Below are 18,287 nucleotides of genomic sequence, written 5' to 3'. Positions count from 1 at the left end.
CGGCGGTCAGGCCGGCTCGGGCTCTTTGCGCTCGATGCGCAGCGGCGCGGCGAGCTGCAGGGCGACCACACCGTTGCCGAGGCTCTGCTTGAAGTCGTAGGCGATGCCGCCCGGGCTCGATGCCGCCACGTTGAACGGGATGGCGTTGGAGACGCCATGGTCGACGACGATGGTCAGTGAGTTGGTCGCGATGTCGAAACTGTAATCGCCCGACGCGAGGAAGAGCGGCTGCAGGCTCAGCGTGAAGACGTGCCGGCCGGGTTCGCTCGGCAGCGCGATCTGCGAGAAGATGCTGGAGGAATAGAATCCAACCGGCAGGTTGTTGGCATCGCGCAGCTGAAGCTCGAGGCCGAGGCCCGGCATGTTGGTGGTCTCGACCTCGACGCGCACGTTGAACGGCGTTCCCGGCTCGTAGGTCTCGGTCGGCACCCCCTGCGCATCGAGCAGATCGGCGGAGATGATCGCGGAGTGATGCCCCTTGCCCCAATCCCGGTCGGCCTTGCCCTTGCTGAGCGAGGCCGAATATCGAGCGATCGCGGCGTCGATCGGGCCGTCGAACAGGAGCTGGCCGCCCTTCAGCACGATCCCGCGCTTGGTGAGCGCCGCGACGGCCGCGAGATTGTGGCTGACGAACAGAACCGTTCGGCCCTCGCTGGCGACCGCCGACATGCGATCGAGACAGCGCTTCTGGAATTCCGAATCGCCGACCGCGAGCACCTCGTCGACGAACAGGATCTCGGTCTCGAGATGGGCCGCGACAGAGAAGGCCAGGCGGGCATACATGCCGACCGAGTAGCGCTTGACCGGCGTGTCGATGAACTTCTCGACACCGGAGAAATCGACGATCTGGTCGAAACGCGCCAGCACTTCCTTGCGAGTCATGCCGAGGATGGCGCCGTTCAGGAAGATGTTCTCGCGGCCCGTCAGCTCCTGGTGGAAGCCGGTGCCGACCTCGAGCAGGCTGGCGACACGGCCGTTCAACTCGACGCGGCCCAGGGTCGGCTCGAGGATGCGCGACAGAATCTTGAGCAGCGTCGTCTTGCCGGCGCCGTTGTGGCCGATGATACTGACGACCTCGCCGCGCTTGATCTCGAAATCGACGTCGCGCAGCGCCCAGAATTCCTCGATCTCGTCGCCCTCGATGACCGCCCGGCCGCGCAGCATGTCGGCGCCACGCCGTGCGATGCCGCGCGCGCTACGCACCAGCGCCTCGCCGAGAATGCCTCCGTATTGAACCTTGTGGCCGATGATGAATTTCTTGCCGAGCTTCTCGGCGCGAATGACGGTGTCGGACATGGTCAGATCAGGTCCGCAAAGCCGCGTTCGGTGCGACGGAAAGTGCGGATACCAAGCCACAGCATGAACGCGGTAACGAGCAGGCTGACGGCGAAGCCCGGCAGGTAGAGCGGGCTGTCGCCGCCCAGGATGGCCCAGCGGAAGCCGTCGATCACGCCGACCATCGGGTTGATGCTGTAGAGGAGCTGCCACTCCTGCGGCACGACCTTGGCCGAGAAACCGACCGGCGAGACGTAGAGGCCGATCTGCACGACGAAGGGGATGACGAAGCGGAAGTCGCGGTATTTGACGACGATGGCTGCCGCCCACAGGGCCGGCCCGATGGCCACGGCCACCGCCAGGGCGACAAAGAACGGTAGCATCAGGATGTGCCAGTCGGGCACCACGCCGTACCAAAGCATGACCCCGGCCAGGATGACGAGGCTCACGCAGAAGTCGACGAGGCCGACCATCACCGTCGCGAACGGTATGATGATGCGCGGGAAATAGACCTTGCTGACCAGTTGCGAGTTGGTCAGCACGCTGCCCGACGCATCGCTCAGGATCGAGGAAGCGAGCGTCCAGGGCAGCAGTCCGGCGAAGACCAACACGGCGTAAGGGGCGGCACCCTCCGTCGGCAGCTTCGCGAGCTTGCCGAACACGATTGTGAAAACGACCATGGTGATGAAGGGCCGCACGAAGGCCCAGGCCAGGCCGATCACCGTCTGCTTGTAGCGCACCGCCACGTCGCGCCAGGCAAGGATGAAAAACAGTTCCCGGTAGCGCCACAGGTCGCGCCAATACTGGCGATCGGCACGTCCGGCCTCGAGGATGAGCCGCTGCGAAGGGCGGTCGCTGGAAATCATGGGCGGGCAGTCATACGACGTGGCTGGCCCGAAAGGCGAGCGTAGAGTGCACGGGCCGCAGCGACAAAAGAGGGTCGGCGATAGGGTTCGACGGCTGCCGGATCGGCCCTTCCCAATGCAAGTTGTTGCTCGATGGCATCGGCGAGCGCCTGGCGATCGGCCGGATCGACGATGACGCCGACTCGCTCGTCGGGAATTGCGTCGGCAGTGCCGCCACCCTTGCCGCCGACCACGCGCAGGCCGCAGGCGGCCGCTTCGAGATAGACGATGCCGAACCCCTCCTCCGTGCTGGGCATCACGTAGAGGTCCGCGAGGCGATAGAGATCGGGAAGGTCCGCATCGGGCACGAAGCCCAGGAAGCGCACGATGCCGGGAGCGACCTCGGCGGCGACCCGTTCCAGACGCGCCCGGTCATCGCCGTCTCCCGCCACGACGTGGACGAGATTCGGGAACTTCCGGCGCAGGCCCGCCAGGACCGAGAAGACCGGCTCGTGTCCCTTGTAGCGCTCGCTGGCGGCGAGCCGCCCGACGGTGAGCAGGATCGGCCCTGCCCCGAGCGCGAGGCGCCCGCGCAGGGCTTCGGACCGCGGCCCCGGCGTGAAAACATCCTGCACCGTATCCGGCAGGACGCGCACGCGCTCCGGCGCGAGGTCGACCCAGCTCAACAGGATACGCCGTGTCTCGCGGCTGACGGTGCTCACCAGATCGGCGCGGCCGATCAGGCGCCGCACGAGGCCGCGGCGATCCTTCCACACATCGGTGCCGTGCGCCTGGATCCAGTAGTGCGCGCCCAGCAGGCGCGCGAGCAGGTAGCCCAGCGGCGCCATGAAAACATGCCCGCAGAAAACGGTGTCGACGGGCCGGAACCGCCAGGCTGCCACGATCGCGGCGAACGAGAATCTCAGCCGGCCGAAGATCGGCGGGTTCTGGCGCACGCCCGGCGGCAGGGCGATTCCGCTGGCATCGCCATGGCGCGGCAGGATCAGGATCTCGACGTCGCCATCGGCCAGCGCGTCGAACAGGTCCTGATTGTAGCGGGCGATGCCGCCGCGCGCGCCGTAGCAATCGCCCACGAGGGCGAGAATGCGGGAGGCCATCGCGCCGCTTAGACCGCCGCCGGGCCGGTCCAGCCGGCGCGCCAGACATCGAGCGCCCACGCGCGCGAAGCAGCGGAGAGATCGATACCCTGTTGTCGAGGCGCACCCGCCGCTTCGCGCAGCCACCGCCCCACCGGCGTCGAGAAGCCGGTCTTGCGGCGATGGCGGACGCTGTCGGGCAAAGGCGGTTCCGGCACTCCGGCGATGGCGTCCTTGGCATTCATGCCGGCCAACACCGCCCCGGGCGGCAGGGCCGCGAGGAAGAAAGGATCGACGAACGGTACGCGGATCTCGACGCCGTGGGACATGCCCGCCCAGTCGGAGTCTCGCAGAAGCTGGTTGCGCATGTAGAGCGACGTCTCCAGCGCGGCCACCCGATCGAAGTCGCCGAGCGATTGGCCCGTCCGGATCGCGTCGGCGATGCGGCTGAGCGGCGCCAGCCGGCGCAGCCCCTCCTCGACCAGCGCCGGATCGAGCACCTCGTCGAGTTCCCAGGGCATGTAGACGCTGCGGCGCAGAAGATAGGCGCCGGCCCAGCTGCCACCATACTGCAGCACGCCCGCCGCCTTGGGATGAAGCTTGAGACCGGCGGACATGGCGCCTGACAGGGCACGGCGCGCCAGCGCGCCGATCCCGGGAATCCAGGCGACCGGCCGCAGCCAGTGGACACTGCGCGGCACGTCGACGAAGGACGGGTAGCCGCCGAAACATTCGTCGGCGCCGAGCCCGCTCAGCGCCACCTTGATGCCGGCCTCATGCGCGGCCTTGGCGACGAACCAGGTGTTGATGCCGTCGACCGTCGGCAGATCCATTGCGTCCAGCAGCGCCGGCAGGTCGCGCTCGAACTCGGCGCGGTCGACGGTGCGAACGATGTGCCGTGCGCCGTAGCGCGCCGCGACCTCGGCCGCGAGCGGCGCCTCGTCGAGCGGCATCCCCTCGAATTCCTGGAAGCCCAGCGTCACCGCGGTGATGTCACGGACGCCCAGCCCCGCCATCGTTCCCAGCAACGCACCCGAATCGATGCCCGCCGACAGGAACACGGCGACCGGCACGTCGGCTTCGAGGTGATAGCGCACCGACTCCCGCACGGCCTCGGCGACACGCGCCTTGGCATCGAAGGTGGAAGCAGAGGATGCGCGATTGGCCAGCGCCGTCGCCACGTCGTAGTAGCGCTGCGGCAGTCCGGGCCCGGTGGCATCCACTGTCAGCGTCGTTCCCGCCGGGAGGGACTGGATGCCACGCCAGACGGTGAAAGGCTCCGGCACGCTGCCGAACAGATGGAAACCGACGATGCCGGCCGGATCGGGATCGCGCGAGACGGCACCGCCTGCCAGCAGGGCCTTGGCCTGCGACGCGAAGCGCACCGTCCAGCCGTCGTCCGCCCAGTAGAGCGGCTTGATGCCCAGCGGATCGCGCGCCAGCAGCAGCGTGCGCTTGTCCGCATCCCAGATGCCGAAGGCGAACATGCCGCGCAGCCGGCTCACCATGGCCGCGCCGTATTCGGCGTAAAGCTGCAGCAGGACCTCGGTGTCCGATCCGCTGCGGAAGGTACGCCGCCTCGCCTGCAGCTCGGCGCGCAATTCGCGATAGTTGTAGATTTCGCCGTTGAAGGTGATGCTGAGCCGGCCGTCGCTGGCGTGCATCGGCTGAGCACCGCCCTCCGACAGGTCGATGATGGCGAGCCGCAGGTGTCCGAAGCCGGTGCGGCCGTCGTCGCTGAGCCACAGGCCGCTGCCGTCGGGCCCGCGCGCGACCATGCGCTCGTTCATGCGAACGAGCTCGCCACGGTCGACCCGGGGCGCAACGTCGAGATAGGCGTGGATGCCTGCTATGCCGCACATGATGTCGCGCCGGAGTCTAGCGCGCGCCGGTGCCGCGGAACACCACGGCGAAGGTCCTGAGCACGATCACCAGATCGAGCCACAGCGAGCAGTGCTTGAGATAGTAGAGGTCGTATTCGAGCTTGGAGCGCATCGCGTCGGCTTCATGGGCATAGCCCTGGTTGATCTGCGCCCAGCCTGTGAGCCCCGGCCGCACGATGCCGCGCAGAGCGAAGTGCTCAATGTCCCGCAGATAGCCCTTCTCCAGAGACGCCGCCTCGGGCCGCGGGCCGACCCAGCTCATGTCGCCCTTCAGGATATTGAAAAGCTGGGGTAGCTCGTCGAGGCGGCAGCGCCGGAGAAAATGGCCGGTACGCGTGATGCGGGGGTCGGCCGAAGTCGTGAAGCTCGGGCCGGGCACGCCCACGAACATCGTGCGGAACTTGACCATCCGGAAGGGCTGACCGCGGCGGCCTATGCGGGTCTGCACGAACAACACCGGGCCGGGGCTGTCGAACCGCACGACGAGCGCCACGACCGCCAGGATCGGCAACAGCAGCGGCAGGAAGACGACCGTCAGCGCCAATTCGATGGCGCGACGAACGACGAGATACTGGCGCGACGGCAGCAGCGAGCCGAACTCGTTGGGCGACAGGCCACTGAGCGGCGTCCGGCCGGTCATGTTCTCCACGACGTAGCGGCGGTCGAGCACGGGTACGCCGGCGATGGCCGCATCCGCCAGGGCTGCGAGCTGCCCCTCGCCGAGGTCGTCGCTCAGATCGGCCACGATGGCATCGACGCGCAGGCGCCGCTGGCGGACATCGTCGAAATCGAGCCAGCGGCAGGTCGGAAGCCTCGGCAAGGTGCTGATCGTGGCGTGCGGCGTCACCGCGTAGTTGCGTACGAGGTAGCGGCCGCGCATCTGGGCGATCACGGCCATCCAGAGCACGGTGAGAAAGCCGCTGCCGAACAGCTGCACGCGTGAATAGTCGAGACGCAGGAGCAGCAGAACTGCGGCGATGAGCGCATAGGTGATGATGGCCACCGGCGCGACCTGCGCGACATTGAGACCGGCGCCGGGAAACGCATCCAGCCGGCGCCCGCAATACCAGACGATCGCGTAGGCGACTGCCGTGGTGACGATGGACAGTTCCGACGCATCGAACGGGCCGACGAACGGCTCGTCGTTGGCATAAAGGGGGATCGGCAGCACGACGCAGAACAGGAAACCGAGAACCGCATCGACCCAGGTCTCGATGAACCGCTGCGGCGCCGAGCGCATGCGCGGCATCCTCGCCGAACGCTGCTCATCGGACGGCATGTCTACCCCAGTGACGATCGCTTTCCGCACCCAACGTCCCCCGGTGCACACCCGGGCCCGTCATCCGGACCGCGGACCGAAACGCATAGTTGCACTTGCGATGATCATATAATGCCCGCCGCACAGGCGTAAAGCTTTGCCTCACCGCTCGCTTCGGCTGAAAGCCTGCGCCCATCCCATTCCCAGCAGTGCGGACGTGACGAAACCGATGGCGGGCATCTGCAGGCTGAAGTCGATCAGCGAATGCAGGATCGGGACGGCCGCGATCGCAAAGGCCGCGGCGGGAAGATAGCGATTGGCCAGCCGACGCCTGAGCGCACCCCTGAAGCAGACCGCCCAGGGCAGGAGAACGATCGCCATGGCCGGGATCGAGGCGATCACCCCCAGTTCGACGATCGTTTCGAGCGGCGTCGAATGCGCGATATCGTTAGGCTGCAGGCTGTTTGCGGGCTGGAGGAGCGCAAAGACATCGCCGAAGCTGCCAAGGCCCCAGCCCATCCAGGGCGACAGGCCGATCGCCTGGAAGGCCGCCGACCAGATCCGCAGCCGTGACGAATCGTCAGCCGATACGGCGAATTTGGACAGCAGGGCGCTGCCAGCGACGATCCCGACCAGGACGAACAGAACCGCCCCGGCCACGAAGACCCGGCCGAGTTCGGGACGCGACCGCCAGCGACCCCGCATCAGCAACAGACCAAGCGCCATGAGCGCCGCCGCCGTGGCACCGAACCCGGCGCGCGAGGCCGACATCATCATGCCACCCAGCATCAGCAGTGAAACGGCGAGGAGCACCACCCGCGGACCGGTGAACCAGTCGATGAAACCGACGTCGTCGTCCTCGTCATCGTAGCCGGAGGACACGTTCACGGCGTCGCGCGGGCGATGTTTGCTGAAGACCAGGGCGACCGCGGCAAGGACGGCCATCCCCATGTAACAGGCAAACGAATTGCTGTTCACGAAAGTGCCGCCCATAGGGCATCGATCGGTCGACGTCAGTTCGAACTGCTTGCGCAGATAGCTGCCGAGGTAGCAGGAATTCGTCGCCATCTGCATGGCGATGCCGTAGGCCACCACCAGCACGCCGCTGATCACCAACGCCATCAGGAACCATCGGGCGTTGTCGCGGTCGCGACACACCGCCCTCGCCATCAGGAAGATCAGCGCGCAGGCGATACACTTCAGGAGGGAGTTTCGTGCCGCATCGGCGGCGATCGCCGGAATGGGCGCGCGGGCGCCGCCCAGGATCTCGGCCGCCTGCTGGAACAGCCACGCGTCGGCGGTGAGCGGAGTCCAGGTCGTCGTCTGCCAAACCGCGAAGGCCGCGAAGAAGACCCAGCAGCCGATCAGGACCAGTAGCGGCGCCCGCTCGACCGGACCCACGGAGTGGCCGCCGCGGGGACCGATGCCCAGCGCGATGGGGATCGCGACGAGACCGAACATGACGCACAGCGGTGCCCAGGCCCAGTCGCGATTGGCGCCCATCGGCAGGGCCGCCAAGGTCACCATCGCAAAGAAAATGAAGACAGTCGTGCGGTCGATCGCGCGGCGGGCAAACCAGCGCCAGTCGTGCAGGACGACGACGCCGGGCTCGTGGCCCTTCTCCGTCCATTCGGTCATGGCTTCTGCTTCCGGCGCTCCGCCAGCAGGCGGGAAAGCTCTTCCTGTGCGCCCGGCTCGTTGCGCACGAAGTAGCGGATGAAGAGTTCGTCGATCGGGCTGCGGATGGCATGCGCAAACCAGTCGCGCCGTGACGAGAGCTGCCAGGTCCGCGCCACGTAGAGCGCGATCTTCTCGCGCTGGGCGACGGTCAGGACCTGCCAGTTATCCAGGATCAGCGTCAGTCGCGCGGGCCACAGCGGCAGCAGCATCGGAGCCGTATCGATGGACATGAGAAGCGGCGCGACCGTCCGCTGCGACGGCCCCTCGAGTGCGTACCGCACGGCAGCCAGGCGTGCCCACTGGACACCGCGCACGGGATCCCGGCCAAGGCCGACATCTAGATCGTCCTGGGCACGCTTCAGCCACTCGGAGCGCTGCTGGGCGGATGGCGCGAAGTTGGGCGACAGGGCAGCGCCGACGAGAAGCTCGGACCGCTGCAGATACCGACCGGCGGTCGGGTCGGACTCGACCGCCCGATCCACCGCATCGATGGCGTTCAACAGGTTGTCGAGCGAGAGTTGGTAGTTGAGGCGAAGCGCCGTCGCCGCCCTGTCGGCCTGCTGGGCCTGCCAGGCGCTCTTCGCGACCGGCCAGGCCAGCCAGACAAGCAGGGCTCCGCCCAGACCAAGGAGCCCCCGCACCAACCCGTCAATTGAAGTAGCCAGAAATCCGCCCCCGAGTGCCACCGGCTTATATCACCGTTTCCGCCACTCAACCGCCGTCGCCGGGCGATGTCAAAGGGCTTGGGCGGAGACGGGCTCGGCGGCAGGCACAGGCGCCTCCGGCGTCGGCGCAGCGGGAGCGGTTGGACCAGGTTCCAGGGGAACTGCCGGATCGGCAAGCGGCGCAGGCGACAGGGTGTGCACCTGCACGTCGACCGATGCATTGACGGTGACTTCCGGCGAGCCGGTGAAAGTGCCCTTGATCGGCATCGCCTGCTCGGGATCGCGTCCCACCGCCACCCGGATCAGGCGCTCGCTGCCGACGATGCCGTTGGTCGGGTCGAATTCCACCCAACCGGCTCCGGGGAGGTAAACTTCCATCCACGCATGGGGATAGGCATGCGTCGTCGCCTCGCCTGGCGCGGTATCCAGAGCCGGGTCGTAGAGGTAGCCGGTAATGAACCGCGCCGCGAGGCCGAGCGAGCGGCAGCACTCGATCATCAGAAGCGCGTAATCGCGGCAGGTGCCGCCACCGGACTCGAGCGTCACGGCCGGTACCTGCGTACCGATCTCGAACCGCATCGCGTATTTCAGTTTCTGCTGAATGCCCGTGCAGAGCCGCTTCAGCAGTTCGAACGTGTCGTTGCCGCCCTCGCCTTCCATGAACTGCTTGGTCCAGGGACCGACGATCGAGTTGGGATCGGGATAGGAGCGCTCGACGTATCGCGCGAGGTCGGGTGCCTCTTCCGAGGCGTAGCTGAACGGCAGGGTCCGCGCGAACTCCTCGATGGGCGGCAGTTCGGGCGGCACGCCGAAATGCTCGAGCTGGATCGTGCTGACCAGTTCCAGGACCTGCGTCGGGCCTTCGAACGACGCGATGGCGATGGAATTGCCAAACGGGTCGTGGATCCAGCGCACATGCGCCGCAGGCTCGATTGCCAGCCCGGTGTGCAGCAATCGAAGGTCGTGGCTGTCGCGCGGCCGGAACATCAGCCGGTGATCGCCGAGGTTTACCGGCTCGGAATATTCGTAACGAGTACGGTGGACGATCTCCAGGGTGCGCATCAGGGCGGGATAATGCCCGAAGAGGCTCGGGGTTGCATCCACGGCGGTCGACTCTTGCCCGGATGACGCAGATTGATCCCGGTGGGACTATCGCCGCATCAGCACCGGAGGATCGCCGTCATGCTTTACACCTGCGAACCGAGGCCACGCCGTCACGCCGCCGCAACAAAGCGGGGCGCACGAAAGACGTCGGGTCCGGTCATCGACATTCATTGCCATATCGTCTCACCCGAGGCGGCCGCGCTGGTCGCGGCCTCCGGCATCGCGCCCGACGAGCCGATGGGCCGATTCTCCAACGAGGCCACGCGCGCGGTTCAGAAGGCACAAACCGAAACCGTGCGGCCGATGCTCACCTCGGTCGAGCGCCGCATCGCCGACATGGACCGGATGGGCGTCGACATCCAGGCGATCTCCCCCGCTCCGCCGCAGTATTTCTACTGGACACCGCCCGAACTCGGCCGCGACGCGGCGCGCCTGATCAACGACAACATCGCCGCGACGGTCGCGAAGCACCCGGACCGCCTCGTCGGCCTCGGCACGGTGCCGATGCAGGCACCCGAATTCGCGGTGGCGGAGCTGGAGCGCGCGGTGAAGACGCTCGGGCTGCGCGGCGTCGAACTCTGCACCAACGTCGCCGGCGCCGATCTTTCCGAGGAGAGGTTTCGGCCGGTCTTCGCCAAGGCCGAGGAACTCGGCGTCCTGGTCTTCCTGCACCCCAACGGCTTCCCCGATGGCCGCCGGTTCTCGGAGCACTACTTCAGCAACGTGATCGGCAATCCGCTCGATTCGACCATGGCCGTCAGCCATCTGATCTTCGGGGGCGTCCTCGACGCCTATCCGAAGCTGAAGATCTGCGTCGCGCATGGCGGAGGCTTCCTGCCAGCCTACGCCGGCCGCATGGACCATGCCCATGGCGCGCGCTCCGACTGCCGGCTCTGCATAAAGAAGAAGCCGAGCTGGTACCTCAAGAAGATGTACTTCGACACGATCGTGTTCGAGGAGAGCCAGCTCGAATATCTCGTGAAGACCTACGGCAGCGACCACATCCTGATGGGCACCGATTATCCCTTCGACATGGGCATGTACGAACCGATCGCGTTCGTGTCGGGCGCGAAGCTCACCGCCGCCGACAAACAGGCGATCCTAGGCAGCAATGCAGCGAAGCTCCTGAAGGTGAAGGCCAGGCGACCCGCTCAGGCAAAGGGATAAGGTCCCGGGAACGTCCCGATCGGAACGACGTGCGTGATGAGGCCCGTGCCCTCCCGCCAGTGATGCAGCAGCATCGCCGGCGGCTCGATATGCGAGGCGGGCGTGGCATCGGGTCGAAGCTGCAACGCGATGGCCGTCGTCGTGGACGGCGCCGTGCACAGGGTCGTGCCGCCGAATCGCATCTGCATCACGCGATGGACATGGCCGCACAGGATGCGTTCGACCTGCGGATGACGCGCCACCACATCGGCGAGCCGGTGCCCTTCGCGGCAGCAATAGGGATCCATGTAGGGAATGCCGGTATCGAATGGCGGCTGATGCATCATCACGATGGTCGGCCGCGCGGGCTCCGCCGCCAGTACACCATGGAGCCAGGCTGCGCCCTCCTCGCTCACGATACCATGGTGCAGGCCGGGCAAGGTCACGTCGAAGGCAACGATGCGCACCGGTCCGCGATCGCCGACCGCGTAATTGATTGGCCCGTTCGCCGGCAGCCAACTTTGGTTCGTGAAGGCCGCCCTGAAGGCCTCGCGTTCGTCGTGATTGCCGGGGATCGCCAGTACGGGCACTTCGAGCGCCGCCAGCAGACGGGCGAGCATCGCGTATTCGTCGGCATGGCCATGATCCACCAGATCGCCGCTCAACAGCACGAGGTCCGGTCGCGGATCGAGCGCGTTTACGTGCGCAATCGCAGCAGCGAACTGCACGTTCGAATTGACCACGCCCTGATAGAGGCTGCCGTCCGGGCGGACGTGTGGATCGGAGAGATGCGCGATCAGCATTCAGGCCGGCTTGCGGTCGAACCGCTCGAGACCCTCTCGCCCCTTCGGCGTGATTGCATAGACACCGCGCTCCACCCTCTCGAACCAGCCATAGACATCCTGTTGCAGGATCTGGGCCGCTTTGGGTGCGTCGCAGGCAGCGCGCAGCGCTGACACCTTCATGGGCCCCTGCACCGCCAGCAGTTCGGCGCAACGCAGCGCTTCCTGGCGGTAAGCCGTCATCAGCGGCATCCGCATCGCCTGCCCGCCGACGTTGGGATCGCCGACACGCCGGGCATGTTCGCCCAGCAGGCGGCCGGACTTGCGCTTGTTTTGCCTCGGCACGTAGGGCGCGGGATCGAGCACCACGTCGGCCTTGTCTTTCGCCACCACGATGAAGCCCAACCCCAGCCGGCGGCAGAGCTTCTTCACATTCTTCATCTGCCTCGGCCACTGGCCCACCGCGAGATAGACGAGATCGGTGAGCGCCAGCCGGTCGACGCCCTGCAGGACGAGACCGAGGCCGAAGGTCCGCTTCAACTCGACGACGACGGGCGGCTCCTTGCCGCGCACCGCCACCACGTCGCAGCCGCGCACCTCGCCTTTGACGACATATCCCTGCCCTTCGAGCAGCACCTTCACCGGCGCATAGAGGTCGCTTTCCAACGTCATGACGGCGCACGCTATCATGCTAAGAAGTGGGCAAATGAGGGAAAACAGATGACCGAGTTGCTGGATCAGGGTGCTGGCGCCATCGCGAAGGCCGTGCGGACGGGCAAGGCGAAGGCCCGCGACGTGGCCGAGATGGCGATCGCGCGCGTCGAAGCGCGGAACGGCCAGCTCACCGCCATCGTCGACTTCGATCCCGCCGAAGCGCGCGCCGCCGCCGATGCCGTCGATGTGCGCCGCAAGCAGGGCTTCGACGGTGCGATCCTGGGCGTCCCCTACACGGTAAAGGATACGACCTGGGTGCAGGGCCGCACCGTCACCAACGGCTCGCTGCTCTACAAGGACTTCAAGCCGCCGCGCGACGCCGTCGCGGTCGAGCGCCTGAAGGCCGCCGGCGGCATCTTCCTCGGGATGACCAACACGCCGGAAATGGCCGCCAAGGGCCACACCGAGAACAAGGTCTACGGCCCCTCGCGCCATCCGATGAATCCGGCGCTGACACCGGGCGGTTCGTCCGGTGGCGCGGCGGCCGCCCTTGCCGCCGGCTTCAGCCCGATCGCGCTCGGCACCGACGGCGGTGGCTCCGGCCGCCGGCCGGCCTCGCATTGCGGGGTCGTCGGCGTCAAGACCTCGGCGGGCGCCATTCCCTCGCCCTTCGGTTTCGGCGGCGCCTACGGTCCGCTCTATGGCGTCACGGCGCCCATGGGCCGCACGGTCGCGGACGCGAGGGTGGCCTTCGAGGTAATGGCCGGTCCCGACCGCCGCGATCCGCATTCGGTGGCGTTGCTCGACGTCCCCCCGCCCAGCAATCCACGCATCGCCGTGAGCCCGCGTCTCGGCCTCGGCGTGGCTGTCGATCCCGATGTGATGGCAGCCTTCGAGGCGGCTGTCGCCAAGCTGCGTGCGGCCGGCTGGCGGATAGAGGAAGCGGACGTGACCTGGCCAGACGAAACGACCGAAACGGCCTTCGCTGCCGTGAACAGTGCGGCCTCCGCCCTGCTTTATGGCGGGCATCAGGCCAACGACAAGGACCTGTTCGGCGACAATGTCTCGGGCCTGATCGAGCGCGGCCGGTCCGTCCCGGGCACCGATGTCATCGCTTCCTTCCGCTTCGCCGATGCCTGCGCGCGCTCCGTCGCGCAGTTCTTCACCGAGTACGACTATCTGCTGACGCCGACGACGGCCTGCGTCTCCTGGCCGGTCGAGCAGGTCTATCCGAGGGTCATCGAGAACAAGGAAGTCGGTCCGCGCGGTCACGCCGCCTTCACGCCACTGTTCAACTTAGCCCTTGTGCCCGGCATCTCCATCCCCTGCGGCACCGGCCGCGACGGCCTGCCGGTGGGCCTGCAGATCGTCGCCCCTCGCCTGCACGACCGGCCGCTGCTGGCGATGGCGCAGCGCGCGGAGATGGCGCTCGCCTGAGGGCGGGCGCAAGGATCATAGTGACCGGCATGGCAGGCTTCGGCTCTCGACACTTCGAGCGCTTCGGGCGTTTGGCGGGCAAAGTCCTGCGCGAACCCCACTATGCGCTGGGCCGGTTCGCGACCGTGCGCGATGCCTATTCCGCCCTCAACCGCCTGAAGGACGTCGTCGTCCGGACGACGCCGCTCCAGGTCGGCGACCTCTACAAGCCGGCCAATTCGACGATCGACGTCGCGCGCTCGAATCACGTCCTTCCGTCGCGGAACGCCGCCGAGCAGGTCGAGGAGATTCGGCGGCACTCCTACTCGCCCGGGCCGCAACTCGATGACGCAGCCGTGGCCGCCTTGCAGGATCAGGCGCGCAGCCTGCCGCTTCACGTCGATGACAAGCCGGCCGGCACCTACGCCACGCTCTCGGAGGCGCGCGGCAAGTTCGCGATCGTCACGGTCCAGGACTCTTCGAGACTGCCGTTAATCCGCGCGATCGCCGCCGACGCCTACCTCTACGAAGCCGCGTCGCTATTCCTGGGCTACCGCCCGCGGCAGGTCTCGAGTTGGCTGTTCTGGAGCCTGGCCAATCAGCTCTCCGCCGAGCAGCGGCGCAAGGCCTCCCAGACCATCGACTATCACTACGATGTCGACGGCTTCAATTTCATGTACGCCAACTTCTACCTGCTCGACACGACCGCGAAGAACGGCGCCCACGCACTGATTGCAGGAAGCAGCCGGCGCAAGCGCCTCGGGCACCTGCTGGGCAGCGCGCGCCTCAGCGATGCCGAAGCGCTTCGAACCTACGGGCGCGAAGCGGAGCGCACCCTCGAAGGACCGGCCGGCTTCGGCTTCCTCGAAGACGCTTCCTGCTATCACAAGGCCCTGCCGCCCGAGGCCGGCGACCGGCTGATGCTGCAGTTGCGCTACCAATGACCATCCCGGCCCTCGGTTTCGGCACCGCCGCCATCATGGGACGGGTCTCCCGACGCGCCGGCACCGCTGCGCTCGAACGCGCGCTCGCCGCGGGTGTCCGCCATTTCGACACCGCGCGATCCTACGGCTGGGGCGAGGCCGAACGCGTCGTCGGCAATGCTCTCCGCAAGCATCGCCGCGAAGACCTTCGCATCGTCACCAAGTGCGGCATCTTGCCGGTGCGCAATACACCCCTGCTCGGTCTCGCGAAGTCCGTTGCGAGATCCCTGCTCGCCTTCGCACCGGGTCTCAAGGCGCAGGTGCAGCGCGTTGCCAGTTCCGAGAGCTTCCAGCCGGTCCGTACCTACGAGATCGAGAGTCTGGCCGGCAGCCTGAAGACGAGCCTCGACGAACTCGGCGCGTCCTACATCGACGATCTGCTGCTGCACAATTTCTCACCCGAGCGGCCGGGTCTTGAAGAAGTCGGCACATGGTTCAGGGAGCTTCAGCGTGCCGGCACCATCCGCCGCTTCGGCTTCTCTGTGGAGGGCGATCTGCTCCAGGGACTGGAACATCTGGCCGGCAAGGATCTGCTGGCCGACGCGGTCGTTCAGGTGCCCGTAAGCGACACGCTGCTGTCCCTGCCGCAGGAATGGCGCAGCGTCCGCTTCGTCGCCCATTCGCCCTTCGGCTTCATGCGCCGGCAGAAGGAGATGGACAGGCCGCTGACCACCCTTGCCGCCCTGCTGCCCGCGCTCGGCGACGCGTGCCGCTGCGAGGCGCTCGTCTGCTCCATGTTCGGGGCCGATCATCTCACTACCAATATGGCCGCGTGGAAATCATGCAGTTGACGGAAATCCTCATCGTCGTCGTCACGGCGCTTGTCGTCGCCATAGCGGTGAAGATCTTTCGTGCCCGGCGCGACGCCCGCAATCGCGGGCCCGCCCATATCCACGAAGGCCTGATGAAGCGCGCAGCACTTCACACCGAGCGAAGCCCGTTCCTCAGGAAGGTCGTCCTCGAATTCAAGGCCAATGGACACGTCTCCAACCGCCAGGCCGAGGCGGTCGAAAAGGCTCTGCGGCGGCTCGAGGGCAAATAGAGGGGCATGCCTTGTTGAATGCCGCCGCCCGCTAACCGATAGTCGCGACGCATTGGGTGGGGGCGTGGGACGAAACGCATGACGCAATCGGCGAAGACGACGACAGCCAACCTGCCGCTCTGGAAAAAGATACTCTTCAGCCTGATCCTCATGATCGGCTTTCCCCTCGCCGCCATCCTGGCGATCGAGGGTGCAGGCTACGCGATCATGCACTTCAAGTACGGCGTGCCGGGCAAGACCTACGGCCTCTGGAGCTACGACGCCGAACTGGGCGCCATCCATTCGACCAATGCCTACAACTCCAACTCCGAGACGAACAATCACGGCTTCCGCAACAAGGAGGACGTCTTCGAGCCGAAACCGCCGAACTCGATCCGCGTGATCGCCTACGGCGGCTCGACCACCTTCTGCTTCAACCTCGAAACCGACCAGGCATGGCCGATCCGCCTGCAGGAAGAGCTGCGGAAGTATGCCGGGCCAAAGTCCCAGGTCCTCAACGCCGGAGCGATCGTCTGGTCGATCGGCCAGGAGTTGGCACGGGCAAAGCGCGACTTGCCGCGGCTCAAGCCGGACGTTGTGATCATCTACTCGGGTCTCAACGAGGAGGCCAATGCCGGGCACCTCGCCAGAGAAGGAATCGACCTCAAACAAGCCGTCGACTCCGGCAAGCATGGCCTTTTCGCGACGAACCTCGATCAATCGCGCTGGCTGAAGCGCAACTCGATGATTGTCCGCTATCTAGAATACCTGAACCTGTTTGCGCCGCCCCCCAACCCCGCGCCGGTGCCGGAATATCCGATCGTTCCGGAGATTCGCGAAAACTTCGACCGAACCCTGCGCGAGTTCATCGAACTGATTCGCAGGAACAACGCCAAGCCACTGTACGTGATCATGGGCGGGATCCACGAGATCGGGCAGAACCGGCTGCTGCTGCGCTATTCGCGCGAAGGCGCCGTCGTGGCGCGCGAGATGGGCGTGCCCGTGCTCGACTCCATGGACCTGGTCAACAGCTACAAGGGCAACAAGGCGGACCTCTTTTCACCCACCGGTGCCCACTGGTCGGCACTGGGCGCCGAGCTGCTGGCCAAGTTCATCGACGAGCAGGCGCTCAAGGCCATGGTCAAGCCGAACTGAATCCACCACGCGGGCAAAGGTGGCGTAGCCGGCTGCCGTGCGGAGCGGTTGCGCCTGCGGTCGGCATCGGCAACTCTGCGCTCCGGCAAAGCGGGGCATCGTTGGTGAAGCGTCAGAGAGTTTCAGCCGCCGCCGCTCGGCGCATTGCGCTGGCGGCCCAGGGTTTCGGTATCGAGCGGCCCGACGGTGCGGCAAATCTCGGCCATGTGAAGCGCGCCGTCGACCGGCTGGGCCTCCTGCAGATCGATTCGGTCAACGTGCTGACGCGCGCCCACTATCTGCCGCTGTTCTCGCGACTCGGAAACTACGACAGCGCCCATCTCGACCGACTGGCCTGGGGTCGCAAGAGCCGCCGCGGGCTGTTCGAGTTCTGGGCGCACGAGGCGTCGCTGCTGCCGCTCGCCTCGCAGCCGCTGTTGCGCTGGCGCATGGAACGCGCCGCCGCCGGCATCAGCAAGGGCGGTCTGCAAACATTCGCGCGCGAGAAGGCTGCCTACATCGAAGAGGTCCGCCGCGAGGTCGAGGATCGCGGGCCGCTCGCCGCCTCGGACCTTAGCACGGCAGGACCCAAGCGCGGGCCGTGGTGGGGCTGGAACGATGGCAAGCTCGCGCTCGAATGGCTGTTCTTCGCCGGCATCGTGACGACGGCGACGCGGCGCGGCGCTTTCGAGCGGGTCTACGATCTCACCGAGCGTGTGCTGCCGGCCAGTATCCAGGCGCTGCCCACGCCCTCGCCCGAGGAGGCACAGCGCGAGCTGCTGCGGCTTTCGGCCCGCGCGCTGGGCGTCGCCACCGAATTCGACTTGCGCGACTACTACAGGCTGCCCGTCGCCGACACCAAGGCGCGGCTGGCCGAACTCGTCGAGGCGGGCGAACTGTTGCCGGTCGAGGTCGAGGGCTGGAACCGGCCGGCCTATCTCGATCCCGCGGCGCGCCAGCCTCGCCGTATCGAGGCGCGCGCCCTGCTGGCGCCGTTCGATCCGCTGGTCTGGGAACGCGACCGCACGGAGCGGATCTTCGACTTCTTCTATCGCATCGAAATCTACACGCCCGTCGCCAAGCGCAAGCACGGCTATTACGTGCTGCCCTTCCTGCTGGGCGACCGGCTGGTCGGCCGCGTCGACCTCAAGGCGGACCGCGCCAACTCGAAGCTGCTGGCGCCGGCCGCCCATCTCGAAGCCGGCGTCGAGGCGCGCGACGTGTCGGTACCGATGCGCGAGGAGCTTCGACTGATGGCTGACTGGCTCGGCCTCGATGAGCTTGTGCTGCCCCGCGCGGGGGACTTGGGACGCGCGTGGAGTAGAATGTCCAAGTGACAAGTGT

17 protein-coding genes are annotated in these 18,287 nt (G+C 66.8%); 7 read left to right on the top strand and 10 right to left on the bottom strand.

What is annotated here, in order from left to right:
* Positions 1-6: 6 nt before the first annotated feature.
* The 8 genes from KQ910_RS16770 to KQ910_RS16735 all read right to left on the bottom strand — a co-directional run bounded on the left by KQ910_RS16770 (position 7) and on the right by KQ910_RS16735 (position 9,807).
* Positions 7-1,296 (bottom strand): ABC transporter ATP-binding protein, encoded by a 1,290-nt coding sequence (locus tag KQ910_RS16770; protein ID WP_216962642.1) that lies wholly within the window; start codon positions 1,294-1,296, stop codon positions 7-9.
* Positions 1,297-1,298: 2 nt separating this feature from the next.
* On the bottom strand, positions 1,299-2,141 hold the full coding sequence (locus tag KQ910_RS16765; RefSeq protein ID WP_216962640.1) for an ABC transporter permease: 843 nt from the start codon (positions 2,139-2,141) through the stop codon (positions 1,299-1,301).
* Positions 2,138-3,238 carry a glycosyltransferase family 4 protein gene (locus KQ910_RS16760; protein WP_216962638.1) on the bottom strand — a complete coding sequence of 367 codons (1,101 nt, stop codon included), beginning with the start codon at positions 3,236-3,238 and terminating at the stop codon, positions 2,138-2,140. Before KQ910_RS16760 ends, KQ910_RS16765 begins: the two co-directional genes overlap by 4 nt.
* An 8-nt stretch (positions 3,239-3,246) precedes the next feature.
* Entirely contained in the window at positions 3,247-5,079 is a 1,833-nt protein-coding gene (asnB, locus tag KQ910_RS16755) for an asparagine synthase (glutamine-hydrolyzing) (RefSeq protein ID WP_216962637.1), read from the bottom strand.
* A gap of 16 nt (positions 5,080-5,095) precedes the next feature.
* Positions 5,096-6,340, bottom strand: a complete 1,245-nt coding sequence (locus tag KQ910_RS16750; protein ID WP_216962635.1) for a sugar transferase — start codon at positions 6,338-6,340, stop codon at positions 5,096-5,098.
* 180 nt (positions 6,341-6,520) lie between these two features.
* Positions 6,521-7,996 carry an O-antigen ligase family protein gene (locus tag KQ910_RS16745; protein WP_216962633.1) on the bottom strand — a complete coding sequence of 492 codons (1,476 nt, stop codon included), beginning with the start codon at positions 7,994-7,996 and terminating at the stop codon, positions 6,521-6,523.
* Entirely contained in the window at positions 7,993-8,679 is a 687-nt protein-coding gene (locus KQ910_RS16740) for a hypothetical protein (RefSeq protein ID WP_216962630.1), read from the bottom strand. The genes KQ910_RS16745 and KQ910_RS16740 overlap by 4 nt, the downstream gene beginning before the upstream one ends.
* A gap of 93 nt (positions 8,680-8,772) precedes the next feature.
* Complete coding sequence (locus tag KQ910_RS16735) at positions 8,773-9,807, bottom strand: transglutaminase family protein (RefSeq protein WP_369408355.1); 1,035 nt, start codon at positions 9,805-9,807, stop codon at positions 8,773-8,775.
* A 78-nt stretch (positions 9,808-9,885) separates the two neighbouring features.
* On the opposite strand from KQ910_RS16735, the gene KQ910_RS16730 reads away from it, so the two are divergent.
* The gene (locus tag KQ910_RS16730) at positions 9,886-10,974 is read left to right on the top strand and encodes an amidohydrolase family protein (protein ID WP_216962627.1); all 1,089 of its coding nucleotides are present in this window, start codon (positions 9,886-9,888) and stop codon (positions 10,972-10,974) included.
* Here KQ910_RS16730 and KQ910_RS16725 read toward each other — a convergent pair.
* Together KQ910_RS16725 and KQ910_RS16720 are read right to left on the bottom strand one after the other, a co-directional pair.
* On the bottom strand, positions 10,959-11,756 hold the full coding sequence (locus tag KQ910_RS16725; protein WP_216962624.1) for a phosphodiesterase: 798 nt from the start codon (positions 11,754-11,756) through the stop codon (positions 10,959-10,961). The two genes, KQ910_RS16730 and KQ910_RS16725, sit on opposite strands and share 16 nt — an antisense overlap.
* Entirely contained in the window at positions 11,757-12,407 is a 651-nt protein-coding gene (locus KQ910_RS16720; RefSeq protein ID WP_216962621.1) for a DUF2161 domain-containing phosphodiesterase, read from the bottom strand. It lies immediately after the preceding gene.
* 48 nt (positions 12,408-12,455) lie between these two features.
* Between KQ910_RS16720 and KQ910_RS16715 the strand changes: the two genes are divergently transcribed.
* The 6 genes from KQ910_RS16715 to KQ910_RS16690 all read left to right on the top strand — a co-directional run bounded on the left by KQ910_RS16715 (position 12,456) and on the right by KQ910_RS16690 (position 18,280).
* Positions 12,456-13,826, top strand: a complete 1,371-nt coding sequence (locus KQ910_RS16715) for an amidase (RefSeq protein WP_216962618.1) — start codon at positions 12,456-12,458, stop codon at positions 13,824-13,826.
* A 71-nt stretch (positions 13,827-13,897) separates the two neighbouring features.
* Entirely contained in the window at positions 13,898-14,749 is an 852-nt protein-coding gene (locus KQ910_RS16710; protein WP_216962615.1) for a phytanoyl-CoA dioxygenase family protein, read from the top strand.
* Entirely contained in the window at positions 14,746-15,579 is an 834-nt protein-coding gene (locus KQ910_RS16705) for an aldo/keto reductase (protein ID WP_216962612.1), read from the top strand. Before KQ910_RS16710 ends, KQ910_RS16705 begins: the two co-directional genes overlap by 4 nt.
* A complete protein-coding gene (locus KQ910_RS16700; protein WP_216962609.1) occupies positions 15,570-15,830 on the top strand; it encodes a hypothetical protein in 261 nt (86 codons plus the stop codon). The genes KQ910_RS16705 and KQ910_RS16700 overlap by 10 nt, the downstream gene beginning before the upstream one ends.
* A gap of 78 nt (positions 15,831-15,908) precedes the next feature.
* Positions 15,909-16,964 (top strand): SGNH/GDSL hydrolase family protein, encoded by a 1,056-nt coding sequence (locus KQ910_RS16695; protein ID WP_216962607.1) that lies wholly within the window; start codon positions 15,909-15,911, stop codon positions 16,962-16,964.
* A gap of 101 nt (positions 16,965-17,065) precedes the next feature.
* Positions 17,066-18,280 carry a winged helix-turn-helix domain-containing protein gene (locus tag KQ910_RS16690; RefSeq protein WP_229600431.1) on the top strand — a complete coding sequence of 405 codons (1,215 nt, stop codon included), beginning with the start codon at positions 17,066-17,068 and terminating at the stop codon, positions 18,278-18,280.
* Positions 18,281-18,287: the final 7 nt, after the last annotated feature.

The organism is Reyranella humidisoli (assembly GCF_019039055.1).
In the GTDB taxonomy this organism is placed as follows: domain Bacteria; phylum Pseudomonadota; class Alphaproteobacteria; order Reyranellales; family Reyranellaceae; genus Reyranella; species Reyranella humidisoli.
The sequence above is the reverse complement of the archived record's forward strand: the minus strand, read 5'-3'. Positions and strand labels throughout refer to the sequence as shown.